The 23,897-nt window shown below is 70.3% G+C and carries 23 protein-coding genes; 15 read left to right on the forward strand and 8 right to left on the reverse strand.

Annotated features, from left to right (window positions below):
• Positions 1-71: 71 nt before the first annotated feature.
• Both AB0J58_RS04940 and AB0J58_RS04945 read right to left on the reverse strand, forming a co-directional pair.
• Positions 72-1,205, reverse strand: coding sequence for a nitronate monooxygenase (locus tag AB0J58_RS04940; protein WP_343968820.1), 1,134 nt, complete (start codon positions 1,203-1,205; stop codon positions 72-74).
• An 88-nt stretch (positions 1,206-1,293) separates the two neighbouring features.
• Positions 1,294-2,109 (reverse strand): DapH/DapD/GlmU-related protein, encoded by an 816-nt coding sequence (locus AB0J58_RS04945; RefSeq protein WP_364210358.1) that lies wholly within the window; start codon positions 2,107-2,109, stop codon positions 1,294-1,296.
• A 155-nt stretch (positions 2,110-2,264) separates the two neighbouring features.
• Between AB0J58_RS04945 and AB0J58_RS04950 the strand changes: the two genes are divergently transcribed.
• From AB0J58_RS04950 to AB0J58_RS05020, 15 genes are all read left to right on the forward strand, one after another.
• The gene (locus tag AB0J58_RS04950; protein ID WP_364210361.1) at positions 2,265-3,935 is read left to right on the forward strand and encodes a CTP synthase; all 1,671 of its coding nucleotides are present in this window, start codon (positions 2,265-2,267) and stop codon (positions 3,933-3,935) included.
• The gene (locus tag AB0J58_RS04955; RefSeq protein WP_343968825.1) at positions 3,932-4,579 is read left to right on the forward strand and encodes an NUDIX hydrolase; all 648 of its coding nucleotides are present in this window, start codon (positions 3,932-3,934) and stop codon (positions 4,577-4,579) included. The genes AB0J58_RS04950 and AB0J58_RS04955 overlap by 4 nt, the downstream gene beginning before the upstream one ends.
• Positions 4,580-4,591: 12 nt before the next feature.
• Positions 4,592-5,518, forward strand: coding sequence for a tyrosine recombinase (locus AB0J58_RS04960; RefSeq protein ID WP_364210673.1), 927 nt, complete (start codon positions 4,592-4,594; stop codon positions 5,516-5,518).
• A gap of 99 nt (positions 5,519-5,617) precedes the next feature.
• Complete coding sequence (locus AB0J58_RS04965) at positions 5,618-6,565, forward strand: ParA family protein (RefSeq protein WP_326638505.1); 948 nt, start codon at positions 5,618-5,620, stop codon at positions 6,563-6,565.
• 30 nt (positions 6,566-6,595) lie between these two features.
• Complete coding sequence (locus AB0J58_RS04970; RefSeq protein WP_364210365.1) at positions 6,596-7,420, forward strand: segregation/condensation protein A; 825 nt, start codon at positions 6,596-6,598, stop codon at positions 7,418-7,420.
• Entirely contained in the window at positions 7,413-7,991 is a 579-nt protein-coding gene (gene scpB / locus AB0J58_RS04975; protein ID WP_364210368.1) for an SMC-Scp complex subunit ScpB, read from the forward strand. The genes AB0J58_RS04970 and scpB overlap by 8 nt, the downstream gene beginning before the upstream one ends.
• Positions 7,988-9,802 (forward strand): pseudouridine synthase, encoded by a 1,815-nt coding sequence (locus tag AB0J58_RS04980; protein WP_364210371.1) that lies wholly within the window; start codon positions 7,988-7,990, stop codon positions 9,800-9,802. Before scpB ends, AB0J58_RS04980 begins: the two co-directional genes overlap by 4 nt.
• Positions 9,803-9,882: 80 nt before the next feature.
• Positions 9,883-10,242, forward strand: a complete 360-nt coding sequence (aroH, locus tag AB0J58_RS04985) for a chorismate mutase (RefSeq protein WP_030919183.1) — start codon at positions 9,883-9,885, stop codon at positions 10,240-10,242.
• A gap of 34 nt (positions 10,243-10,276) precedes the next feature.
• Positions 10,277-11,350 carry a prephenate dehydrogenase gene (locus AB0J58_RS04990; RefSeq protein ID WP_364210374.1) on the forward strand — a complete coding sequence of 358 codons (1,074 nt, stop codon included), beginning with the start codon at positions 10,277-10,279 and terminating at the stop codon, positions 11,348-11,350.
• Between the two features lie 260 nt (positions 11,351-11,610).
• Complete coding sequence (cmk, locus tag AB0J58_RS04995; protein WP_343968838.1) at positions 11,611-12,267, forward strand: (d)CMP kinase; 657 nt, start codon at positions 11,611-11,613, stop codon at positions 12,265-12,267.
• Positions 12,264-13,688: a ribosome biogenesis GTPase Der gene (gene der, locus AB0J58_RS05000; RefSeq protein ID WP_364210377.1), complete on the forward strand. Its 1,425-nt coding sequence runs from the start codon at positions 12,264-12,266 to the stop codon at positions 13,686-13,688. The genes cmk and der overlap by 4 nt, the downstream gene beginning before the upstream one ends.
• A 392-nt stretch (positions 13,689-14,080) precedes the next feature.
• Entirely contained in the window at positions 14,081-14,623 is a 543-nt protein-coding gene (locus tag AB0J58_RS05005) for an RICIN domain-containing protein (RefSeq protein ID WP_364210380.1), read from the forward strand.
• A gap of 142 nt (positions 14,624-14,765) precedes the next feature.
• Positions 14,766-15,305 carry an RICIN domain-containing protein gene (locus AB0J58_RS05010; protein ID WP_364210383.1) on the forward strand — a complete coding sequence of 180 codons (540 nt, stop codon included), beginning with the start codon at positions 14,766-14,768 and terminating at the stop codon, positions 15,303-15,305.
• 140 nt (positions 15,306-15,445) lie between these two features.
• The gene (locus AB0J58_RS05015) at positions 15,446-15,994 is read left to right on the forward strand and encodes an RICIN domain-containing protein (protein ID WP_364210386.1); all 549 of its coding nucleotides are present in this window, start codon (positions 15,446-15,448) and stop codon (positions 15,992-15,994) included.
• Between the two features lie 191 nt (positions 15,995-16,185).
• Positions 16,186-17,148, forward strand: a complete 963-nt coding sequence (locus AB0J58_RS05020) for a LysR family transcriptional regulator (RefSeq protein WP_364210389.1) — start codon at positions 16,186-16,188, stop codon at positions 17,146-17,148.
• On the opposite strand, the gene AB0J58_RS05025 is transcribed toward AB0J58_RS05020, so the two are convergent.
• The 6 genes from AB0J58_RS05025 to AB0J58_RS05050 form a co-directional block, all read right to left on the reverse strand.
• Positions 17,135-17,983, reverse strand: coding sequence for an alpha/beta fold hydrolase (locus AB0J58_RS05025; protein ID WP_364210392.1), 849 nt, complete (start codon positions 17,981-17,983; stop codon positions 17,135-17,137). The genes AB0J58_RS05020 and AB0J58_RS05025 overlap by 14 nt on opposite strands.
• A 121-nt stretch (positions 17,984-18,104) precedes the next feature.
• A complete protein-coding gene (locus tag AB0J58_RS05030; protein ID WP_364210395.1) occupies positions 18,105-18,893 on the reverse strand; it encodes an ATP-binding cassette domain-containing protein in 789 nt (262 codons plus the stop codon).
• Entirely contained in the window at positions 18,890-19,924 is a 1,035-nt protein-coding gene (locus tag AB0J58_RS05035; RefSeq protein ID WP_364210398.1) for an ABC transporter ATP-binding protein, read from the reverse strand. Before AB0J58_RS05035 ends, AB0J58_RS05030 begins: the two co-directional genes overlap by 4 nt.
• Entirely contained in the window at positions 19,917-20,903 is a 987-nt protein-coding gene (locus AB0J58_RS05040; protein ID WP_364210401.1) for an ABC transporter permease, read from the reverse strand. The genes AB0J58_RS05035 and AB0J58_RS05040 overlap by 8 nt, the downstream gene beginning before the upstream one ends.
• Complete coding sequence (locus tag AB0J58_RS05045) at positions 20,900-21,829, reverse strand: ABC transporter permease (RefSeq protein WP_364210404.1); 930 nt, start codon at positions 21,827-21,829, stop codon at positions 20,900-20,902. The genes AB0J58_RS05040 and AB0J58_RS05045 overlap by 4 nt, the downstream gene beginning before the upstream one ends.
• Positions 21,816-23,519 carry an ABC transporter substrate-binding protein gene (locus tag AB0J58_RS05050; protein ID WP_364210407.1) on the reverse strand — a complete coding sequence of 568 codons (1,704 nt, stop codon included), beginning with the start codon at positions 23,517-23,519 and terminating at the stop codon, positions 21,816-21,818. The genes AB0J58_RS05045 and AB0J58_RS05050 overlap by 14 nt, the downstream gene beginning before the upstream one ends.
• Positions 23,520-23,897 lie beyond the last annotated feature (378 nt).

Below are 23,897 nucleotides of genomic sequence, written 5' to 3' on the forward strand. Positions count from 1 at the left end.
CGAGAAATCCACCGAAACCGGGGGCGCGCTGAAACAGCTGGAACAGCAGGAACCCGAGGAGGGGGAGCCGGTCAGGTGCCGGTGAGGCGGTCGAGGCGCTCGACCGCGGCGGCGAACTCCTCGATCATGTCGTGGACCACCCGGCGGGCCGGTCTGATCTGGTTCATCTGCCCGACGACCTGCCCGACGAAGTAGGTGGCGAGCTCCCCGGCGCCGGGGGAGCCGCTCTCGGCGGCCCTGCCGATCCTGGCCATCGCGCCCTCGGCGAGGAGCATCTGCAGCGGCATCGGCAGCGCGCCCGGGCTCTCCGGGGCCCCGTCCCACTCGTCGGTCCAGGCGGATCTCAGCTGCCGGGCGGGCTTGCCGGTCCGCGACCGGGACCGCACGGTGTCGGAGGAGGTGGCGGCCAGCATCTTCTGCTTGACCAGGGGCAGGGTCTCGGCCTCCTCGGTGGTCAGCCAGACCGAACCGCACCACACCCCCTCGGCGCCCAGCGCGAGCGCGGCGGCCATCTGGCGGCCTCCCGCGATGCCGCCGGCCGCCAGCACCGGGACGTCCACCGCGTCCACGACCTGGGGGACGAGCACCATCGTGGAGATCTCGCCGGTGTGGCCACCCGCCTCGGAGCCCTGGGCCACGATCACGTCGGCTCCGGCGGCGACCTGGCGGCGGGCGTGCTCGACGGTACCGACCAGCGCCGCGACCGGCACCCCGGCCTGCCTGGCCTTGGCCGTCATCTCCGGCGGAGGCGGGCCGAGCGCGCTGGCGATGAGGCCGATCGGGTGTTTGAGGGCCACGTCGATCAGCCCGGTGGCGCCCTCGGCGGTCACCCGGCGGCCCATCTCGTCGGCGCGGCCGGCCGTGGCGCGGGTGAACGCCTCGGCCCCGCCCACGCCGTACTTGCCGAGCAGGTGTGCCACGAAGTCGCGGTGCCGCTGGGGGATGTGGTCGGTGAGGCTGGTGTTCCGGCTGGCGGCCGAGGCGTCGATCTTGCCGGGAACGAGCACGTCCACCCCGTACGGGCGGCCGCCGACGTGTTCGTCGATCCAGCTCAGTTCGGTGTCGAGCTGCCCGGGGGAGTAGGCGACGGCGCCGAGCACGCCGAACCCGCCCGCGTTGGTCACCGCGGCGACCACGTCGCGGCAGTGGCTGAAGGCGAAGAGCGGGAACTCGACGCCGAATCTCTCACAGATCGTGGTCCGCATGAGGTGACCGTAAGTCACAGAACCTTGTTCGGTCCAGTGTTGTGACCGGGTACGGAACCGTGCGGTCGGCCTGCGCCGGGGAAGGGGGTCAGGCGGTGTGGACGGGGTCGGCGGGGGAAGGCGGTACGGCCGGCCCGGCCAGGGCGCCGGTCGGCTCCGCGGCCTCGCCCTCCAGGCCGCCAGGAGTCTCCGGGTCGCCGGAAGTCTCCGGGTCGCCAGAAGTCTCCGGGTCGCCAGGAGTCTCCGGGACAGGAGGCTCCGCGCCGCCGAGGTGGGGTGGCAGCCAGCCTTCGCCGGGCACGTAGTGGCGTACCACCTTGGCGGGGATGCCCGCGATCACGCTGTGGTCGGGGAACTCCCCGCGCACCACGGCCCCGCCCGCCACCACGCACTGCCTGCCGATCCGGGTGCCCGGCAGGATGATCGCACCGGTGCCCAGCCATGATCCCGACCCGATGGAGACGGGGTTGTTGCGCGGCCACTGGCGGCCGATCGGCATCTCGGGGTCGTCGTAGACATGGTTCTGGTCGGTGATGTAGACGTACGGGCCGGTGAAGACGTGGTCGCCGATGTCTATCGACTGGTGGCCCACGATGTGGCTGCCCCGGCCGATGGAGCAGCTTCCGCCGATCCGTACGATCGAGTTCGGGCCCAGGTCCACCCCGGGGCCCATGCCCGCGGAGATGGAGACCCGCTCGCCGACCAGGGTGTGGTCGCCGATCTCGATCCAGGCCTCGCCGAAGACGGCCCCGACCGGGAACGACAGGCAGGCGCCCTCGCCGAGGCGCCGGAACCGGTATCCGGCGGGACTGGCGGGGCTGACGGTGCCGGCCGCGCGGATCGCCGCCCAGAGTCGGTGGATCAGGCTGCCCGCGGCACGCCGTACCACCCCACGAAGTGACATAACGGATCAAGTTACTGCTTGGTTAGGTTTGGTAGGAATGCGGGTGGGGGTTGTTCGGGCACTTCGCCGGTACCGTTTGATATTCTGAGAGCCCGTGGACCTGTAGGCCATTCACAAGGGTGTGCCGACTGATCTTCAACACCACGGGAGCCTTCTTGCGCAGCGCCGCACACACCAAGCATCTGTTCGTCACAGGCGGCGTCGCCTCCAGTCTGGGTAAGGGACTGACGGCGTCAAGCCTCGGCCGCCTTCTCAAGCTGCGCGGCCTGCGGGTCACCATGCAGAAGCTCGACCCCTATCTCAATGTCGACCCCGGCACTATGAACCCGTTCCAGCACGGCGAGGTCTTCGTCACGGACGACGGCGCCGAGACCGACCTCGACGTCGGCCACTACGAGCGGTTCCTCGACACCGAACTGCACGGCTCGGCGAACGTGACCACCGGTCAGGTCTACTCCAACGTCATCGCCAAGGAGCGACGCGGCGAGTATCTCGGTGACACCGTGCAGGTCATCCCGCACATCACCAACGAGATCAAGGACCGCATCCGGTCGATGGCCGGCCCCGACGTGGACGTGGTCATCACCGAGGTCGGCGGCACCGTGGGCGACATCGAGTCGCTGCCCTTCCTGGAGGCCGTCCGCCAGGTGCGCCACGAGGTCGGCCGCGACAACGTGTTCTTCCTGCACGTCTCGCTGCTGCCGTACATCGGGCCGAGCGGAGAGCTGAAGACCAAGCCGACCCAGCACTCGGTCGCCGCGCTGCGCAGCATCGGCATCCAGCCCGACGCGATCGTGCTGCGCTCCGACCGTCCGGTCACGAACGCGATCAAGCGCAAGATCAGCCTCATGTGCGACGTCGACGAGGACGCGGTCGTCTCCGCCGCCGACGCCGCCAGCATCTACGACATCCCCAAGGTGCTGCACGCGGAAGGCCTGGACGCCTACGTGGTGCGCCGCCTCGGCCTGCCCTTCAGGGACGTCGACTGGAAGGAGTGGGAGCAGCTCCTGCGCCGGGTGCACCGCCCGGCCAACGAGGTCACGATCGCGCTCGTCGGCAAGTACATCGACCTGCCCGACGCCTACCTGTCGGTCACCGAGGCGCTGCGCGCGGGCGGTTTCGCCAACGACGCCCGCGTCAACATCCGCTGGGTGAAGAGCGACGACTGCGAGACCCCCGAGGGGGCGGCCCGCGAGCTCGACGGCGTCGACGGCGTCCTGGTCCCCGGCGGCTTCGGGGTGCGCGGCATCGAGGGCAAGGTCGGCGCGATCCGGCACGTCAGGGAGAACAAGATCCCGTTGCTCGGCATCTGCCTCGGCATGCAGTGCATGGTCATCGAGGCGGCCCGCAACCTCGCGGACATCGAGGACGCCGGCAGCACCGAGTTCGACGAGGGGACCACCCACCCGGTCATCTCCACCATGGCCGACCAGCAGGACGTCGTCTCCGGCGAGCGCGACATGGGCGGCACCATGCGGCTGGGCCTCTATCCGGCCAGGCTCGGTGAGGGCACCCTGGCCCGCCAGCTGTACGGCATGGCGAAGGTCGACGAGCGTCACCGCCACCGCTACGAGGTCAACAACTCCTACCGCGAGCAGCTGGAGAAGGTCGGCATGGTCTTCTCGGGTCTCTCGCCGGACGGCCGCCTGGTGGAGTACGCCGAGTTGCCCACCGATCTCCACCCCTTCTTCATCGGCACCCAGGCGCACCCCGAGTTCCGCTCCCGGCCGACCCGCGCGCATCCGCTGTTCAAGGGCCTGATCGGCGCCGCCCTGGCGTACGCGGAGACCCGTGGCAGCGTCGCCAAGGCCGGGCGGGGCAAGTGAGCGACACGCGAGAGGGGCGGAGCGAGGGCGTCCTGGAGGTCCTGGACGTTCCCGAGGAGTGGAAGGTCACCTCCTCCACCGAGCACTTCCGTGCCCGGGTCATCACCGCCGTCACCGACGCGGTGGTCATGCCGGAGGGCGAGGTCGTCAACCGTGACTACGTGGTCCACCCCGGCTCCGTGGTCGTCGTCGCCCTCGACGACCGGGAGCGGGTCCTGATGATCCGCCAGTACCGCCACCCCGTCAGGCGGCTGCTGTGGGAACTGCCCGCAGGGCTGCGCGACGTCCGCGGAGAGTCCCTGCAGGCGGGGGCGGCCCGCGAGCTCGCCGAGGAGGCGGGCTACCGGGCGGACACCTGGCACACCCTCGTCGACGCCTTCACCTCGCCGGGAATGACCGACGAGCGCACCCGGATCTTCCTCGCCAGGGACGTCGCCCCCATTCCCGAGGGGGAGCTGGACTTCGTCCACCGGCACGAGGAGGCCGACATGCCGGTGGTCTGGATTCCCCTGTCCGACGCGGTTCGGCGTGCCATGGCGGGAATGATCCACAATTCCCAAGCCGTGGCCGGTATTCTCGCCGCATACGCCGCTTCGGCGGATGGATTCGCCTCGTTGCGGCCCGCCGACGCACCGGAGGCATGACAGGAGGACACCCTGAGCGAGACGGAGGCCGTCCTCTTGCGCTACCTCGCCCACCTGGCGGGGGAGCGGGGCCTGGCAGCCAACACGCTGGCCTCCTACCGCCGTGACCTCCTGCGATACGTGGAGCACCTCAGGCGCCGCGGTCGCGCCACGTTCGCCGAGGTCGCCGAGGACGACGTCGCCGCCTTCGTGGCGGCGCTCAGGGAGGGCGACGGGGAGCATCAGGCCCTCGTCGCCGCCTCGGCGGCGCGGGCCGTCTCCGCGGTGCGCGGGCTGCACCGCTTCGCGCTGAGCCAGGGCCTCTGCCGCCACGACCCCGCCCACGAGGTGCGCCCGCCGCGCCAGCTCAGGCGGCTGCCCAAGGCGATCAGCGTCCGCGACGTGGAGCGCCTGATCGCCGCCTCCGGGCCCGACGGCGCCCCTCTCACCCTGCGCAACCGGGCACTGCTCGAACTGCTGTACGGCACCGGCGCGCGCATCTCCGAGGCGGTCGGGCTCACCGTCGACGACGTCGAGCTGGGGGCGGAGGCCCAGCGGGTGCGCCTGCGGGGTAAGGGCGGGCGTACCCGCCTGGTGCCCCTGGGCGGCTTCGCGGGGGAGGCACTGGGCGCCTACCTCACCCGTGCCCGCCCCCGCATCGCCTCCCATGGCCGCGGCACCTCGGGGCTCTTTCTCAACGCCAGGGGTGGCCGGCTCACCCGGCAGGGCGCCTGGGAGGTGCTCCAGGGCGCCGCCGAGCGCGGCGGACTCGAAGGAGTGTCGCCACATATGTTGCGACATTCGTTCGCAACCCACCTCCTTGACGGCGGTGCGGACGTTAGGGTGGTTCAGGAACTACTCGGCCACGCCTCGGTGACCACCACCCAGGTGTACACGCAGGTCACGGTCGACAGGCTCCGGGAGGTCTATGCCGTGGCGCATCCGCGCACGCGGGATTGACCTTCCTTATGTCCGGGCGTGCCGCCTTGCCGCATACGTGTTGACGCCATAGTGTCCGTCCGGACGGTCCGGTTAGAGGCCGTCAGGGAGGTTCGACTGGTGACTGTGACCACCGACGGTTCTATCCGGGGAGCGGCCCCGGCAAACCCCGAGAATCCCTGGGGCGACACCAAGACCGCCGGGACCCCTCGCAGTGGGGGAGTCCTCGGCCCGACCGGGCGTCCCCGCCCCGTTTTCCCCGATCCGCCCCCTCGCACCGTGCACGGACCGGCGAGGGTCGTCGCCATGGTCAACCAGAAGGGCGGCGTCGGCAAGACGACCACCACGATCAACCTGGGCGCCGCGCTGGCGGAGGCCGGGCTCAAGGTTCTGCTGGTCGACTTCGACCCGCAGGGCGCCCTCTCGGTCGGTCTTGGGATCAACCCCCTCCAGCTCGACCTGACGGTCTACAACCTCCTCATGGAGCGGCAGATCACGGCCAGGGACGTGCTGCTGGAGACCGGTGTCGAGGGCATGGACCTGCTGCCCAGCAACATCGACCTGTCGGCCGCCGAGGTCCAGCTCGTCACGGAGGTCGCCCGCGAGCAGGTGCTCGGCCGGGTCATCAAGCCCCTCCTGCCCGAGTACGACGTCTGCCTGATCGACTGCCAGCCCTCCCTGGGACTGCTCACGATCAACGCGCTGGCCTGCGCGCACGGCGTAATGGTGCCGCTGGAGTGCGAGTTCTTCGCGTTGCGCGGTGTCGCGCTGCTCATGGACACCATCATCAAGGTCCAGGAGCGCATCAACGACGAGCTGGTCATCGAGGGCCTGCTCGCCACCATGTACGACGCGCGCACCCTGCACGGCCGCGAGGTGCTGGCCCGGGTCGTCGAGGCGTTCGACGACAAGGTCTACCACACAGTGATCAATCGGACGGTTCGCTTCCCCGACGCGACCGTGGCCGGCGAGCCCATCACCAGCTTCGACTCCTCCTCGCTCGGCGCCAGCGCGTACCGCGAGCTCGCCAGGGAAGTTCTCGCCAGGTGGGCCGCGCTGGAGCGGTGATCCCACCCGCCGGTACGGGACAATGGAGGGATGACCGAGCAGCCGAAGACCGCCGATGACACCTTCAAGGTGCATCTGGAGGTCTTCGAAGGCCCTTTCGACCTCCTGCTCGGTCTGATCTCCAAGCACAAGCTGGACATCACCGAGGTCTCGCTCAGCCAGGTCACCGACGAGTTCATCTCCTACATCCGGGCCAGGGGCCCGGAGTGGGACCTGGACCAGACGAGCCGTTTCCTGCTCGTCGCGGCGACCCTGCTCGACCTCAAGGCGGCCAGGCTGTTGCCCGCCGGCGAGGTGGACGACGAGGAGGACCTGGCCCTTCTGGAGGCCCGCGACCTGCTCTTCGCCCGCCTCCTGCAGTACCGGGCCTACAAGGAGGTCGTCAAGGTCTTCTCCGCCAGGATGGCCGAGGAGGCGCTGCGCTTCCCGCGTACCGTGCCGATGGAGGCCCAGTTCGCGGGCCTGCTGCCCGAGCTGATCCTCGGTATCGGCCCCGACCGCCTCGCTGAGATCGCCCGGCGGGCCTTCGCCCCCAAGGTGCCCCCGTCGGTTTCCGTGGCCCACATCTACCAACCACTCGCCAATGTCCGCGATCAGGCGGTTATCCTTGTCGAGCGGCTGCGGCGGCTACGCCGGGCGACCTTCCGGGCACTCACCTCCGACTGCGCCGGCACCTTCGAGATCGTCGCTCGTTTCCTGGCGGTCCTGGAGCTCTACCGGGAGGCGGCCGTCTCCTTCGAGCAGATCGAGCCTCTCGGGGAGCTGCACGTGACCTGGACCGGCAGTGACGACGGCGACGTCGCCGTGGCCGACGACTACGACGAGACCCCGAAGAGAGAACCCGCCGATGACTGACGTGGCGTCCGAGCCGGAGCTGAGCGCCGGTCCCGACCTGCGCGCCGGGCTGGAGGCCATCCTGATGGTGGTCGACGAGCCCGTCGCCGAGGTGACCCTCGCCCAGGTGCTGGAGCGGCCCGTCCACGAGGTCGGCAGGGTGCTCCGGGAACTCTCGGCGGAATACACCGAAGCCGGGCGGGGTTTCGACCTGAGAGAGGTCGCGGGCGGCTGGCGTTTCTACACGCGGGCCGGGTGTGCCTCGCTCGTGGAGCGGTTCGTCCGCGACGGCCAGCAGACGCGTCTGACCCAGGCCGCGCTGGAGACCCTGGCCGTGGTCGCCTACCGGCAGCCGGTGAGCCGGGCCCGGGTGGCGGCCATCCGCGGTGTCAACAGCGACGGCGTCATGCGCACGCTGGTGACGAGGGGGCTGGTCGAGGAGGCCGGCACCGAACCGGAGGGCCAAGCCGTGCTCTACCGGACAAGTTCGTATTTTCTCGAGAGGATGGGCCTGCGGGGGCTCGACGAGCTTCCAGAACTGGCGCCTTTCCTGCCCGACGACATGGAATCCCTAGAGGAGCAGAAGCAGTGAACAACAGCCGTAGCACCCCGTCCGGTGATGGACGCGGTCAAGGCCGTGGCGGAGCCCCGCGCGGTGGCAATCCCCGTGGAGGCTCGCAGTCCGGTGGATTCCGGGGCGGATCCTCGTCCGGCAGGTCCTCGTCAGGGGGCTCCCGTGGTGGTTCGCAGGGCGGTTACCGGTCGGACGGTCCGCGCCGGGACGACCGCGGTGCTTTCCGCGCCGAGCGTGATGGTTCGCGCAGCTCGTCCGGCAGGTCCTCGGGCGGTTTCCGGTCCGACGGTCCGCGTCGTGACGACCGTGGTGGTTCGCAGGGCGGTTACCGGTCGGACGGTCCGCGCCGGGACGATCGTGGCGGTTTCCGCGCCGAGCGTGATGGTTCGCGCGGCTCGTACGGGAGCAGGCCCTCGGGTGGTTCGCAGGGCGGTTTCCGGTCGGACGGTCCGCGCCGGGACGACCGCGGTGGTTTCCGTGCTGAGCGTGATGGTTCGCGCGGCTCGTACGGGAGCAGGCCCTCGGGTGGTTCGCAGGGCGGTTTCCGGTCGGACGGTCCGCGCCGGGACGATCGTGGCGGTTACCGGTCCGACGGGCCGCGTCGCGATGATCGCGGCGGTTCGTCGTTCGGCGGGTCCCGCGACGGTTCGAGGAGCCGGTACGGCAGGCCCTCCGAGGGCTCCCAGGGCGGCTACCGCTCCGACGCTCCGCGCCGTGAGGACCGTGGTGGTCCGAGGAGCGATTTCCGGTCCGATGCCCCGCGCCGTGACGACCGCGGCGGTTCGCAGGGTGGTTTCCGCGCCGACCGGGACGGCTCGCGTGGCAGGCCCGGTTCCGACCGCGGTCGCGGTGGCGCGCCCGCCGGTGGCTCCCGCGCCCGCTTCGGCAGGACCGGCCGCCGGGACGACGTCCAGACGATCGGTGGCGACCGCGCCGGGGCGTACGGCGAGCGTCGCGCCCCCGCCGGCCGCGCTCCGGAGGCGAAGGCCCCGCTGCGGCCCGGCGCGATCGCGAACGACCGGTTCAAGACCGCCCGCCAGCCCAAGCGGGACTCCGACTTCTACGACCGTGACTACGTCGACGAGCGCGACACCACCGAGGTCCCCGACGGCGTCCGGCTGCAGAAGGTCCTCGCCCAGGCGGGCGTCGCCAGCCGCCGGGCCTGCGAGGACATGATCGGCGACGGCAGGGTGACCGTCGACGGCCAGGTGGTCCGCCGCTTCGGCGCCCGGGTCGATCCCGCCAAGCAGGTCATCCACGTCGACGGCAAGCGCCTGCCGACGATGCCCGACCTGGTCTACTTCGCGATCAACAAGCCGATCGGCGTCGTCAGCACCATGTCCGACCCGGACGGCCGCCCCTCGCTGGCCGACTTCGTGGCCGACCGCACCGAGCGCCTGTTCCACGTGGGCCGTCTCGACACCGAGACCGAGGGCCTGATCCTGCTCACCAACGACGGCGAGCTGGCCAACAGGCTCACCCACCCGAGCTACGGCGTGCAGAAGAAGTACTGGGCCAAGGTTCCCGGCCGGATCGAGCGCGATCTCGGCCGCCGGCTGAAGAAGGGCATCGAGCTGGAGGACGGCCTGGCCAAGGCCGACTCCTTCACCCTGGTCCAGGAGCACGGCCAGCAGGCCCTGGTCGAGATCGTGCTGCACGAGGGCCGCAAGCACATCGTCCGCCGCATGCTGGAGGAGGTCGGGCACCCGGTCATCGACCTGGCCCGTATCGAGTTCGGCCCGGTCAAGCTCGGCCGCCTAAAGCCGGGCACCCTCCGTGCGCTGACCCTCACGGAGGTCGGGGAACTCTACGCCGCGGTCGGGCTGTAGCCTTCCCTGACACGCACGTTCAGGACGCGCCGGATCACCCCTCGGGGTGGTCCGGCGTGGGTGGATATGGAGGAACGACGATGGTGCGGGCGATCCGCGGTGCGATTCAGGTCGAGGCGAACGACCGGGACGCGATCCTGTCCGGAGTCACCGAACTGGTCACGGAGGTGATGGGGCGCAACAGGCTCACCACCGAGGACGTGATCAGTGTGATCTTCACGGCCACGCCCGATCTCACCGCCGAGTTTCCCGCCTTGGCCGCCCGCAAGCTTGGTTTCCACGATGTCCCGTTGATCTGCGCTTCCGAGATCGACGTGCCGGGCGCCCTGCCCCGCGTGGTTCGGCTGATGGCCCATGTCGAGGTCGACCGGCCCCGCCAGGAGGTCCAGCACGTCTACCTGCGCGGCGCGGTCGCCCTTCGGGTGGACATCGCCCAGTGAGTCCTTTAGGCATCGTGATCTCGGGGGAGTGGGCGTGAGCGGTCTGGAGAGCGTCCTGGTCGTCGGTACCGGGCTGATCGGCACCTCGATCGCCCTGGCTTTGCGCGAGCAGGGCGTCGCCGTCCACCTGGCAGACCGGGACGAGGGCTCCCTGCGGCTGGCACGCGAACTGGGCGCCGGAGTGGAGTGGGCCGAGGGCGTGCGAGTGGACGTCGCGGTCATCGCGGTTCCGCCCCATGCGGTCGCGGGGCGGCTCGCCGCCCTCCAGAAGGAGGGCGCGGCCCGTTTCTACACGGACGTGGCCAGCGTCAAGGCCCTTCCGCTCAGCGAGGCCGCGAGCCTCGGCTGCGACCTGACGAGCTACGTCGCAGGACACCCGCTCGCCGGCCGTGAGCGCTCCGGGCCCGCCGCGGCGCGGGCCGACATCTTCCTCGGACGCCCGTGGGCGCTCTGCCCGACCGAGGAGACCTCGCCCGACGCGCTGGAGGCCATGTACGGCCTCGTCAAGCTCTGCGGCGGCGAGGCGGTCAGGGTCGGCGCGGAGGAGCACGACAGGGCCGTCGCGATCGTCTCGCACGCCCCGCACGTGACCGCCTCCGCGGTGGCCGCCCGTCTCGCGGACGCGCCGGCCACCGCGCTCGGCCTGGCCGGGCCGGGGGTGCGCGACGTCACCCGCATCGCGGCGGGCGACCCGAGGCTGTGGACCGGGATCCTGTCGGGCAACGCGCTGCCGGTGGCCGAGGTGCTGGAGGCGGTGGCGGCCGACCTGGTCGCCGCGGCCGCCGCGCTCAGGGAGGCCGCCGATCCCGGGGCCATGGCCCGCGTCACCGAACTGCTGCACCGAGGCGTCACGGGCACCGGCAGGATCCCCGGCAAGCACGGAGGTCCCGCGCGCGCCTACGCGACGGTCCAGGTCATCATCGGTGACCGCCCCGGCGAGCTGGCCAGGCTGTTCCAGGTGGCCAAGGAGGCGGGCGTCAACATCGAGGACGTCCGGCTCGAGCACGCCCCCGGCCTGCCGCTGGGCGCCGCCGATCTCTCGGTGCAGCCGGAGGCGGTGCCGAGGCTGTCCGAGGCCCTGCGCGCGCACGGCTGGCACCTGCCGTAGGCGCCCGGCGCTCCCCGTACGGGGAGCGCCGTGATCGTCTGGTCCGGCGTCTGGGACGGTTCTCCGCGGGGGCCGCTCGCTCGATGCGCTCCGGGCGCGGACCTTGTGATCGTCTGGTTCGCATGCCGTTTTCGGCGTCTGGGACGGCTTTCCGCGCGGGCCACCTCCCGCGCTGGCCCGCTCGCTCGATGCGCGGTTCCCGCCCGGCTCCCGGTAGCCTCGTACGGACAACTGAAGCGGGCTGCAAGGGAGAAGGCGTCGTGACCGGACTGGTCGTCGCCATGGACGGTCCTTCGGGATCGGGCAAGTCGAGCGCGTCACGAGGGGTGGCGCGGGCGCTGGGGCTGCGTTATCTCGATACCGGGGCGATGTACCGGGCGATCACCTGGTGGATGCTCCAGCGGGGCGTCGACCTCGCCGACCCCGAGGCGATCGCGGCCAGGGCACTCGACCCGATCCTCACCCTGGGCGCCGACCCCGATGCCCCCACGGTGGCGGTCGACGGTGTCGACGCCGCCGGGCCGATCCGTACCGCCGAGGTCACCGCGGCCGTCTCGGCGGTCAGCGCGGTACCCGAGGTACGGCGCCGCCTGGTGGCCGAGCAGCGTGAGATCATCGGTGCCGGCGGCATCGTCGTCGAGGGCCGTGACATCGGCACGGTGGTGGCGCCCGACGCGGTGGTCAAGATCTACCTGACCGCGAGCGCGGACGCCAGGGCACTGCGCCGCACGGCGGAGCTCACCGGCACCACGGTGGAGGTACAGCGGGCCGCGATGGCCCGCCGGGACACCCTCGACTCGACCAGGAAAGCCGACCCGCTGGCGAAGGCGGCCGACGCCGTCGAACTCGACACCACGGCGCTGAACCTCGAAGAGGTCGTCGCCGAGATACTGCGTGTGATTAAGGAAAAAGTGTGACCGGGGAATACGACGACGACAACGGCTGGATCGACGCGGAGCTCGCCGATTCAGGGACCGACTACAGCTCTCAGGAGGCGGGGCCGGACACCGCCCCGCAGCCGGTCGTGGCCGTGGTGGGCCGCCCCAACGTGGGCAAGTCCACACTGGTCAACCGGATCATCGGCCGCCGCGAGGCGGTCGTGGAGGACGTGCCGGGGGTGACCCGCGACCGGGTCACCTACGACGCCACCTGGCGCGGGCGCCGGTTCACGGTGGTCGACACCGGTGGTTGGGACCCCGACGCGACCGGCATGGCGCTGAAGATCGCCGAGCAGGCCCAGGTGGCGGCCGAGCTGGCCGATGTGATCCTGTTCGTGGTCGACGCCGTGGTGGGCGTGACCGACGCGGACGAGATCGTCGGCCATGTGCTGCGCGGGTCGGGCAAGCCGGTCATCCTCGCCGCCAACAAGGTCGACAACCAGCAGATGGAGCTGGAGGCCGCCGGGCTCTGGTCTCTCGGCCTCGGCGAGCCGCAGCCGGTCTCCGCGCTGCACGGCCGCTCCAGCGGTGACCTGCTGGACGTGATCCTGGAAAAGCTGCCGGACACGCCCGAGCAGCGGTTCGGCGCCGAGCGCGGGCCGCGCAGGGTCGCCCTGGTCGGCAAGCCCAACGTGGGCAAGTCCTCGCTGCTGAACCAGCTCGCCGGCCAGGAGCGGGTGCTCGTCGACCCGATGGCGGGCACCACCCGCGACCCGGTGGACGAACTGGTCGAGCTCGGCGGCAAGACCTGGCGCTTCGTCGACACCGCGGGCATCCGGCGGCGTGACCGCGAGCTCAAGGGCGCCGACTTCTACGCGAGCATGCGCACCAGGGCCGCGCTGGAGCGCTCGGAGATCGCGGTGGTGCTCATCGACGCCAGCGAGGTGCTGACCGAGCAGGACCTGCGGATCATCTCGCTGGTGATCGAGTCCGGCCGGTGCATGGTCGTGGCGTTCAACAAGTGGGACCTGCTGGACGAGGACCGCCGCTACTACCTGGAGAAGGAGATCGACCGCCAGCTCGTCCGGGTGCCGTGGGCGCTGCGGGCCAACATCTCCGCCAAGACCGGCTGGCACGTCGACCGGCTCGTCCCGGCGATCGAGAAGGCGCTCGACTCCTGGTCGACCCGGGTGCCCACCGCCCGCCTCAACGCCTTCCTGACCGACCTGGTCGCGGCCACCCCGCCGCCGGTCCGCAGCGGCAAGCAGCCCAAGATCCTCTTCGCCACCCAGGCGTCGACGGAGCCGCCGAAGTTCGTGCTGTTCACCTCGGGCTTCCTGGAGGAGACCTACCGCCGCTTCATCGAGCGCCGGATCCGCGAGGAGTTCGGCTTCGCCGGATCGCCCATCGAGGTCACCATGAAGATCCGAGAGAAGCGCCAGGCGCAGAAGAAGAAGTAGGGAACCCCATCACGAACGGCCCGGCCCGCGCCGGGCCGTTCGTCGTTGCGGAGTGCTGCCGGGGCCCGATGCCCTGTTCCTCGACGAAGGTCGCGAACGCGCGGCTGTCGAGGTGGCCCTTCGGCGTCCTGAGGCAACGTGGAGCTGTGTGTCCGACTCCGACGGGGAACGCCGGACTGACAGCGAGAGGCCGATTCCACCCCGTCTCCGGTCCTGAACCAGAAGCTGCTCCGCGCTCGCGCGCTGTGCGGAGACGTCTGTCTCACAGTTGTTCGACGAGACGCCACCGGGGATGCGACACGACGTAGTTACTCGACGTAGCTGTTCGCTACGTTGGGCGATCCGTGCTATCAAGGGTTTGTTGATCTTTAAGGAGCGTCTCGGGAGGTTCGATGGGACTCGTTGGCGCAGGTCAGGTCCTGGCTCTGGCCGCGACCCTGTTTGCCGTCCCGGTCGCCGGTACGCCGGCGGCGGAGGGCGTGGCCACCGGTGCGCCGGAATGGGGTTGGGGTAGATTCACGGCCGGCCTGGTGGCCCGGCACAGTGGCAAGTGCCTGGACGTGCAGGGTGGCGGGATGGACGACGGGGCCAACATCCAGCAGTGGACCTGTAATGACAAGGGAAATCAGGAGTGGAGCCTGACGGCGACAGGTGGCGGCTACTACACCCTCAAGGCCACGCACAGCGGCAAGTGCATGGACGTGCTGGGCGACAGCCTGAGCATCGGGGCCGGCATCCAGCAGTGGACCTGCCTGATCGGGGCCCGGAACCAGGAGTGGGGGCTGAGCCAGCGGGATGACGGTTACTTCGTCCTGGTGGCCCGCCACAGCGGCAAGTGCCTGCAGGTGATGGACGGTGACATACGTGACGGTGCCCGCATCCGGCAGTGGACCTGTGTCAGAGGGCGGAAGAGCCAGGAGTGGCGGCTCGCGTAAGTCGACGGCGCGGACTCGCCTGGGCTTGAGGGCTCCAAGAGGTGCGTACACGGGTTGCCTGCCTGGCGTAGCTGTTCGGCGCGTTGGGCACTTCGCGTTATCAAGGGTTTGTTGATCTTCAGGGAGTGCCTCGGGGGGCTCGATGAGACTTTTTCACGCCGGTCAGGTGTTCGTCCTGGCGGCGGCTCTGCTCGCGGTCCCGTCGGCCGGGTGGGCGTCGGCCGACGGGGTCGCCGGTGTGCGGGAGGGGTTTCGGGCCAGGTTCACCGCGATCCTGGTGGCCCGGCACAGCGGCAAGTGCCTGGAGGTACTGCGCTCCGCCGTGGAGGACGGGGCCGACGTCCAGCAGCGGACCTGCGACGGCGGCGCCAATCAGATGTGGAACCTGACGGCGACCAACGCTGGTTATTACACCGTTCGGGCCATGCACAGCGGCAAGTGCCTGCATGTGCTGGACGGCGACCTGCGCAGTGGAGCCAACATCCGGCAGTGGGCCTGCGTGAGCGGGCGCTACAGCGAGGAGTGGCGGCTCGGTCAGCGGGCCAACGGTTACTTCGTCCTGGTGTCCCGGCACAGTGGCAAGTGCCTGGACATGCAGGGTGGCGGAACGGGAGACGGGACCAATGCCCTGCAGTGGACCTGTGTCAGGGGGCGGGCGAGCCAGGAGTGGCGGCTTGTCTGAGCGGGGTTTCCGCCGGTGATGATGGCCGGTCATTCGGGGACGCGACACGATGTCGATTACTTGGCGTAGCTGTTCGGCGCGTTGGGCGATCCGTGTTATCAAGGGTTTGTTGATCTTCAGGGAGTGCCTCGGGGGGCCCGATGAGACTTTTTCACGCCGGTCAGGTGTTCGTCCTGGCGGCGGCTCTGCTCGCGGCCCCGTCGGCCGGGTGGGCGTCGGCCGGCGAGGCCGCCGGTGTACGGGAGGGGTTTCGGGCCAGGTTCACCGCGATCCTGGTGGCCCGGCACAGCGACAAGTGCCTGGATGTGTTCACTCTGAGTGATGAGCTGAAGTTGGGGACCAGTGTCCAGCAGTGGCCCTGTAGCGACGACCATGACGGCCAGGTGTGGAACCTGACGGCGACCGGCGGCGGTTACTACAACTTCAGGGACGTGGCCAGCGGGCTGTGCATGGAGGTGGTGCCGACCGACAGGCACAGTGGTGCGGGCCTCCAGTTGTGGACCTGTGTTCCCGGACATCGCAACCAGGAGTGGAAGTTGGTCCAGCGGGACAACGGTTACTTCGCGGTCGTGGTCCGGCACACCGGTATGTGTCTGGACGTACGGAATGCGCTGCTCAGGGACGGGGCCAACGTCCGGCAGGTGACCTGTGTCAGGGGCCGGAAGAACCAGGAGTGGCGACTCGCCTGAGGCTCCTCAACCGGTCGCGGGCCAGCGTCGGATTCGCGCCGACTTCCCCGGAGAACACTCGCGGGCGGCAGGAAACCCCAGGCCGGAGGGCCCCGCGTCCGGAAGCGCCCGCTAGCATCGGGGTCGCCCTGTCCCGCCTCGCGGATGCCCCCACCGCGACGGACCCCCGGCCGACTCGCGACGGAGCCCGCGTGCCCACGATCGACCCCCGACGTCTCCTCATCCTCCGTGCCTTCGCGCTGTCCGACTCGGTCACCGCGACCGCGGCGGCGCTGCACCTGACGCCGTCCGCGGTGTCGCAGCAGCTCGCGGCGCTCGAGCGCGAGGTCGGCCACGCGCTCGTCGTACGCACAGGGCGCAAGCTGGCGCTCACGCCGGCCGGGCGCATCCTCGCCGGGCACGCCGAGGAGATCAACTCCCGGCTGAAGATCGCCGAGGCCGACCTGGCCGCGCACGCGGGCGGTGTCCTCGGGCAGCTCCGGATCGGCGCCTTCCCCACGGCGATCAGCTGGTTGGTGGCACCCGCCATCGTCGAGCTGCGCCGCCAGGCGCCGGGCGTCGACGTCACGGTCGTCGACGCGGAGGCGCACATGAGCCACCGGATGCTGATGCGCGGCGATATCGACGTGACCGTCAGCCTGGAGTACGAGTCCGACCCCGAGCGCGACTCCCCCGACATCGTGAAGTTCCCGCTCTACATCGAGCGGTTCAAGGCCGTCCTCCCCCACGCGCACCCGCTGGCCGGCGAGGAGGGCATCGGGCTCACCCAGCTCACCGAGGAGGGCTGGATCATGCCCTCGCCCGGTAACCCGTGCCGCACGATGGTGCTGCAGGCGTGCGCCGAGCTCGGCTTCCACCCGCCGATCACCCACGTCTCGGACGACTACCGCGCCGCGCTGGCGCTGGTCGCCGCCGAGGCGGGGATCTGCCTGGTGCCGGAGTCCGCGCTCTCCGCCCGCGACGCCGACTGGGTGACGATCCTGCCGACGCGCGGCATCGCGCCGCTGCGCAAGGTGATCATGACGACGCGGCGCGACAACCAGGGCCACCCCGTCGTACGCGCGGGGCTGGAGGCGATGCGGGCCGCTGTCGCCGCGCCGGACTCGGAGATCTACGGCCCGCTCGCGCGGTCCGACACCTTCAGCGTCGAGTGACGGCTCTGACCGACGGCGCGTTCTCGCGGAGGAAGGCGTCGACGTGCCGGTGGTACTCGTCCGGCTTGTCGCGGCGCACGCAGTGGTGGGCGCCCTCGATCACGACGACGTCGAAGCCGGGCGCGACGGCCGTGAGGCGCTCACGGGAGTGCTTGTCGACGATGACGTCGCCGGTGCCGGTGACGAGCAGCGCCGGTACACCGGCCGGGCCGACCGTGATCTGCCGCGCGGTCGGAGTCCAGATCCGGCGCTTCTCATGGACCCGCTGCTCCATATAGTCGATGTTGACGGCCTTCATCGCCTCGGCGAGCGGGCGCAGCTCCTGCTCCGCCCAGTGGGGTTTGAGCTCGCGCTGCATGTCCATGAGCTCCTCGACCGACGCCGTGTCGGCGTAGTCGAAGGGGTCCTTGGTGGTCTGCTCGACGCTGAGCCACGGGTTGGGACCGGCCTCCGGCACCCACCACGGCGGGTCCTCGAGCACGACGCCGGCCACGAGGTGCGGGGCGTCGGCGGCGACGAAGGCGGCGATCCGCGCGCCCATGGAGTGCCCGACGACGAGCGTCTTGCGCCCGGTCTCGTCGAGCATGTCCTTGAGGATGTCGATCGCGTCCTGCACCATCACGTCGGTGGACGGAACGCCCTCGTGCTCGGGCAGGCGGCTGGGCGACTTCCCGTGGCCCCGGGCGTCCGGCGCCACGATGTGGTAGTCGCCGCACCAGCGGTCGACGGCGTCGCCATAGCACGCGCCGGACTCCACGGCGCCGTGCAGGATGAGAATGGCGGGCGCATCTGCTGCGTCCCGCCCGTACTCTCGGACGAACAGGTCGGTTCCCACGTGTCCTCATTCAGTACTCTGTCGCGCCGGCCTCCGGCCGGCTCACGACGGGGTGGTCGTTCGGTGAGTCATGGTCATGATCGTGGCACGCCTGGTCGGCGTCGCGCAACGCTCCCGCGGGTCAGGTCGGCAGCTCCGCCTCCGGTGTCGCCTCGACCAGCGCGCGCGTGCAGGGGTGCTGCGGGGAGCGGAAGATCTCGTCGGACGGGCCGGTCTCGACGATGCGGCCGCGCTGCATGACGGCGACGCGGTCGCTGTAGAGCCGGATCACCGCCAGGTCGTGGCTGACGTGGAGGAACGAGATCCCCTGGTCGCGCTGCAGGTCGGCCAGCAGGTTGAGGATCTGGGCACGCACCGACACGTCGAGCGCCGAGGTCGGCTCGTCCGCGATGATCAGGTCTGGCTTGAGGGCGAGTGCGCGCGCCACGGCGACGCGCTGGAGCTGCCCGCCGGACGCCTCGTGCGGGTAGCGCCCCAGGTAGTCGGCGCCGAGGCCGACCGACTCCAGCAGCGCGACCAGCTCGGCGGTCGACGTCGTCTCGCCGTGCGCACGGAAGACGTTCTCCAGCGTCTGCCGCACGGTCTGCAGCGGGTTCAGCGACGCCAACGGGTCCTGGAAGACCATGGCGACGTTGCGCCGCATCCGCCGCAGTCCTCGCCGGCTGAGGCAGCCGACATCCTGCCCGTCCGTACGGACGGTGCCGGAGGTCGGCACCACCAGGCCGTTGGCCATCCGCGCCAGCGTGGACTTGCCCGAGCCGGACTCGCCGACCAGGCCGAGCGCCTCGCCCCGCTCGACATGGAGCGAGACGCCGTCGACGGCGAGGAAGCCCCTGCGCCCGCGGCCGAAGCCACCGGCGATGCGGTAGCGCTTGCTGACGTCGGTCATCTTCAGGATCGGCTCGCTCACCGGGCGAACTCCTGCAGCGCGGGGAGACGATCGAGGTGGCAGGCCGCAAGGTGCAGGCCGCCGATCTCGCTGGCCGGGCGGACGGTGGGCAGCGGTGCCTCGACGACACAGCGCTCGCCGACCTGGTCCGCGAGGCCGCAGCGCGGCGCGAAGGCGCAACCCGGTCCGGCGTCGCGCAGCGACGTGGGCGCACCGGGGATGGCGCGGAGCCGGGTCCGCTCCCCTCCGGTGTCGAGCCGGGCGTCCAGCCGCGGCGTGGCCGCGCGGAGGCCGGCGGTGTACGGGTGGGCGGGCTGATCGAAGATGTCGCGGATGCTGCCGTACTCGGCCTGGCGGCCGGCGTACAGCACGAGGACGTCGTCCGCCGCGCTCCCCACCACCCCGAAGTCGTGGCTGATCAGGAGCATCGCCATGCCGTACTCCTGCTGGAGCTCGCGGAGCAGGGCCAGGATCTGCGCCTGCACCGTCACGTCGAGCGCGGTGGTCGGCTCGTCGGCGATGAGGAGCGCCGGCCGGTTCACCAGGGCCATCGCGATCACCGCGCGTTGCCGCATGCCGCCGGAGAACTCGTGCGGGAAGCGGCGTACGGCGTCCGCGGGTTCGGGGATGCCGACCCGGTCGAGCATCTCGACCGCACGGGCCCGCGCGGCGCGGCGAGTGACCGACGGGTCGTGCAGGCGGACCGCCTGGGCGATGTGCGCGCCGATGTCGAGGTACGGGCTGAGCGCGGACATCGAGTCCTGGAACACCATGGCCACGTCGGAGCCGCGGGCCCGGCGCAGCTCGCGCTCGTCGGCGGAGAGCATCTCCCGGCCGGCGACGACGATCCGGCCCCGGGCGCTCGCCCCGCGCGGCAGCAGCCGCATGATCGCCCGGCCGGTGATCGTCTTGCCCGATCCCGACTCGCCGACCACGGCGAGCGTGCGGCCGCCGTCCAGCCTCACGGAGAGATCCCGGACGACATCGGCGGTGACACCGCCGCCGGTGAAAGAAACGCACAGGTCCTCGACCTGGAGTACGGGGTCAGGCACGGCGGATCCTCGGATCGAGAAGCGGCATCAGCAGGTCGGCGATCAGGTTGCCGATGATGATGAGGAAGGCGGAGAAGAGCGTCACCCCGACGACGATGCTCAGGTCGGACTCGTTCACGCCGGACAGCAGCAGGTCGCCGAGCCCGTGCAGGCTGAACACCTTCTCCGCGATCACCGCCCCGCCCAGGAGCGCTGTGACGTCGAGCGCGAACATCGCCACGACCGGCACCATCACGCCGCGGACGGCGTGCCGGTTCACCTGCCGGGTCGACGCGCCGCGCGCGGTCATCGCGACGAGGTGGTCGGCCGAGAGCTCGTTGAGGAGCTGGGTGCGGGTGACCCGGATGTAGCCGGCGGCGAGGATGAACGACAGCACCATCCACGGGCCGATCAGGTGCCAGGCCCAGTCCGCCGGTGACTCCGAGAACGACACGAAGCCGGAGTACGGCAGCGCGTTGAGCATGAAGCCGAAGACCTGGACGACGAGCAGGCCGACGAGGAAGGTCGGCACCGACAGCCCGAACATCGCGAAGCCGGTCGAGAACCGGTCGACGATCCCGCCCTTGCGTATCGCCGACAACGCGCCGAGGCCGATGCCCACGACGAGGCACAGGACGGCCGCGCCGAGCGCGAGCGACAACGTGACTGGCAGCCGCTCGACGATGAGCGTCGTGACGTCGCTGCGGTTCGGGAACGAGTAGCCGAAGCAGGGTGCCTGGCAGTGCACCTGCTGGGCGCCCTCGCCGTACGTACGGCCGACGAAGAGGCCCTTCACGAACTCGGTGTACTGCCACACCGCGCTCTGGTCGGTCTGCATGTAGGCGCTGACCTTGGCCCGGGTCTCGGGCGGGCACGGCTTGCCGCACATGGCGCGGGCCGGGTCCTTCGAGGCCCCGAAGAAGAGGGCTATCGTCACGAAGGCGATCGCGAGGAGCATGAACACCGCGGTGACCATGCGGCGGGCGATATAAACGATCATGCAGCATCCTCCGTGCGCACATCGAGGACGTCGCGGAGCGCGTCACCGGCGAGCGTGGCGCCGAATACGATCAGGAACACCACGGCGCCAGGGAAGAGCATGTACCAGACGTCCGCACCGCTGTAGATCCACGGCAGCGAGTCCGAGAGCAGCTTGCCGAGGTCGGGGACGTCGCCACGCAGGCCGACGCCGAGGAACGACAGTCCCGCGACGACGCTGACGTTGCCGGGCAGTGACATCGCGAACAGGACGACGACCAGGCCGAAGAGGTGCGGCAGCATCTCGCGGCGGATGATCTGCCAGGGCGGAGCCCCGGTCGCGCGCGCCGCCTCGACGAAGGCGCGGGCGTTGATGGCGCCGGCCTGGGCGCCGATGATCCGGGCCGGAACGGTCCAGCCGAAGAAGGCCAGTACCAGCACGAGGACCAGGCCCCGCGGCATCTCCGGCGGCACGATCGCCATGATCGCGATGACGAACATCAGGCCCGGGAAGCCGAACATGAAGTCGATCACCCGCCCCGCGACGGCGTTGAGCCAGCCGCCGAAGTACCCGATCGCCGTACCGAGGACGGCGGCGAAGGCGATCGACAGGATGCTCGCCCCGAACGCGATGAACAGCGACGAGCGGATGCCGTAGACGATCTGGGCGAACAGGTCGACGCCCGTCACCGGGACGACGCCGAGCCAGTGGTCGGCGCTGACGCCACCGAAGGCGCCCAGCGGACGGCCGCCGTCCGGGTCGAGCAGGTCGGTGTGCAAGGTGCTCGGGTCCTGTCCCTCGATCCACACGAGCAGCGGGGCGCAGAGCCCCGCGACGAGCGGCACGACCAGCATGACCAGGCCGGCGACGCCGGACCGCTTCCGGAGGAAGCGGCGGAGGGCCGACGTACCCCGGCCCTCCGCCTGCTGGATCTCAGCGATCGACACCGACGACCAACTCGTTCGCGAACGGCGGGTAGGCGGGGATGAAGTAGTTCAGGATCTTCGAACCGGCCAGGGCCTGTGTGCGCTGCACGAGGATCGGCACGACCGGGGCGTGCTCCATGATCTGCTTGTCGATCGCGGCCCACATCTCGGCGGCCTTGTCGAGGTCCGGCTCCGCGATCGCGGCGTCGATCGCGGCGTCCACCTCGGGGTTGGAGAACTTCGAGGCGTTGCCGCCGCCGTTGTCGATCTCGCTCGACGCGAACAGCGGCTGGATGGTGCTCATGCCGCTCGGGAAGTCCGCTCCCCAGCCGTTCGTCGTCATGTCGTAGTCGCCGTCGGCGGACGAGATGAGCTCGTACCAGGTGTCGCCGTCGAGGCCCTTGAGCTCGACCTTGACGCCGGCCCGCGCCAGCGAGTTCTTGATGCTCTGGGCTTCCTTCTCCTCGATCGCACTCACGTTGGTCGGGTAGGTCAGCGTGAGCTTCAGGTCGGAGACGCCGGCGGCGGCGAGCAGTTCCTTCGCCTTGTCGACGTTGCCGGTGTCACCGCCGTCGTACAGGTTGTACTTGGTGTAGCCGGGGATGCCGGGCGTCATGATGGTCGAGGTGATCTGGCCGCCGAACTTCGGGCCGCCGTACACGCTCTGCACCTCGGCCTTGTTGATCGCGTAGTTGATCGCCTGCCGCACGCGGACGTCGGAGAGGCCCGGGCGCTTGACGTTCATGGCGAGGTAGCGGAAGTAGCCCGACTCGCTGTTGGCCATGCGGTCGGAGATCGACGGGTCGGACTCGATCCGCTGGAACTGCGACGGCGAGATGAGCGCGTTGCTGATCGCGGTCTTGTCCTCGCCCTTGTCGTCGATGAGGCGCTGCACGATCGTGTCGTTGTTCAGGCCCATGTCGAGAACGATCTTGTCCGGGCCGGCGAACCGTGCCTGGTCGGTGTCGGCCTTCCAGTTCGGGTTGCGGACCAGCACCGCCTGCGAGCCCTTGCGGAAGCTCGTCACCTGGTACGGGCCGCTGGCGACCGGGTGCTCGCCGTACGTCTCCGGCTTGGTGTCGGCCGCAGCCGGCACCGGCGCGAAGGCCGGCATGCTGACGATCCACGGCCAGTTGCCGAACGGACGCTTCAGGCGGAAGACGATCTTGTGGTCGTCGACGACCTCGATGGAGTCGAGCTCCTTGCCGTCGTACGGGCCGTCGTAGTCGGTGCCGCCGACCAGCAGCGTCTTGTGGTAGCCAAGGCCACCCTGGAACATCGGCGCGAACGACCGCTCGATGCCGTACTTCACGTCCTTCGCGGTGATCGGGCTGCCGTCGGAGAACTTCAGGCCCTCCTTCAGCGTGAAGGTCCACGTCTTGCCGCCGTCGTCCGTCGTACCGGTGTCGGTGGCGAGGTCCGGCACGAGGATCGTGTCCTTGTCCGGGAACGTCCGCCACGACGTCAGCCCGCGGTGCACCCACCGCAGCCGGCTGGTCGGCACCATCTGCGCGTTGGCGGTCTCGAAGGACTCGGTCGCGCGCCGCGAGAGGTAGTGCAGGGTCCCGCCCTGGGGCACGGACTCGAGCGCCGTCGTGTTCTTCTCCTTCGTCGGCTCGGTGGATTGCGAGTTCGCGTTGCAGCCCGCCGTCACGAGGGCCAGGACGAGCGCGAGCCCTGCGGGCACCACTCTCCGGGATCGGTTCGCCATAGATCGCGCTTCCTGTGAGGCGGTCCCGATCGGTCGGGTCCGCTGCTTGAATCTCAGGAAGGGAGTCTGTTGGCGAGCGAGAGCGCGCGTCCATCGAGGAGTTCTGCAGGGAACCTTTCAGAAAATCTGAAAGATCGCGGAGATCTGCGCGCGCGGCGTCCACGATAGCCCGGCGGTCCCGGTGGCTGGAAGACCGCGGCGCACACCCGCGGGCGGGACCTACTTCTGTCCGCCGATGGAGACGCGGGCGTAGCAGATGCGGATGTCGCCGGGGCGGGCAGGGAAGGCGGCCAGCGGGTCGGGGGGCGGGCCGGAGAGGGGCCGTCCTGCCCGCCATGCTCTCAACAAACGGTCCCCGGAAGTTGTTGAAGCAGCGAG

Source organism: Streptosporangium sp. NPDC049644 (genome assembly GCF_040675205.1).
Taxonomy (GTDB): Bacteria; Actinomycetota; Actinomycetes; order Streptosporangiales; family Streptosporangiaceae; genus Streptosporangium; species Streptosporangium fukuiense.

Bases quoted from the DNA above. Each gene is read 5' to 3' on its own strand.
- AB0J58_RS04940 (WP_343968820.1), bottom strand. From the start codon at position 1,205: ATGCGGACCACGATCTGTGAGAGATTCGGCGTCGAGTTCCCGCTCTTC.
- AB0J58_RS04945 (WP_364210358.1), bottom strand. From the start codon at position 2,109: ATGTCACTTCGTGGGGTGGTACGGCGTGCCGCGGGCAGCCTGATCCAC.
- AB0J58_RS04970 (WP_364210365.1), top strand. From the start codon at position 6,596: ATGACCGAGCAGCCGAAGACCGCCGATGACACCTTCAAGGTGCATCTG.
- scpB (WP_364210368.1), top strand. From the start codon at position 7,413: ATGACTGACGTGGCGTCCGAGCCGGAGCTGAGCGCCGGTCCCGACCTG.
- aroH (WP_030919183.1), top strand. From the start codon at position 9,883: ATGGTGCGGGCGATCCGCGGTGCGATTCAGGTCGAGGCGAACGACCGG.
- AB0J58_RS05005 (WP_364210380.1), top strand. From the start codon at position 14,081: ATGGGACTCGTTGGCGCAGGTCAGGTCCTGGCTCTGGCCGCGACCCTG.
- AB0J58_RS05010 (WP_364210383.1), top strand. From the start codon at position 14,766: ATGAGACTTTTTCACGCCGGTCAGGTGTTCGTCCTGGCGGCGGCTCTG.
- AB0J58_RS05015 (WP_364210386.1), top strand. From the start codon at position 15,446: ATGAGACTTTTTCACGCCGGTCAGGTGTTCGTCCTGGCGGCGGCTCTG.
- AB0J58_RS05040 (WP_364210401.1), bottom strand. From the start codon at position 20,903: ATGATCGTTTATATCGCCCGCCGCATGGTCACCGCGGTGTTCATGCTC.
- AB0J58_RS05050 (WP_364210407.1), bottom strand. From the start codon at position 23,519: ATGGCGAACCGATCCCGGAGAGTGGTGCCCGCAGGGCTCGCGCTCGTC.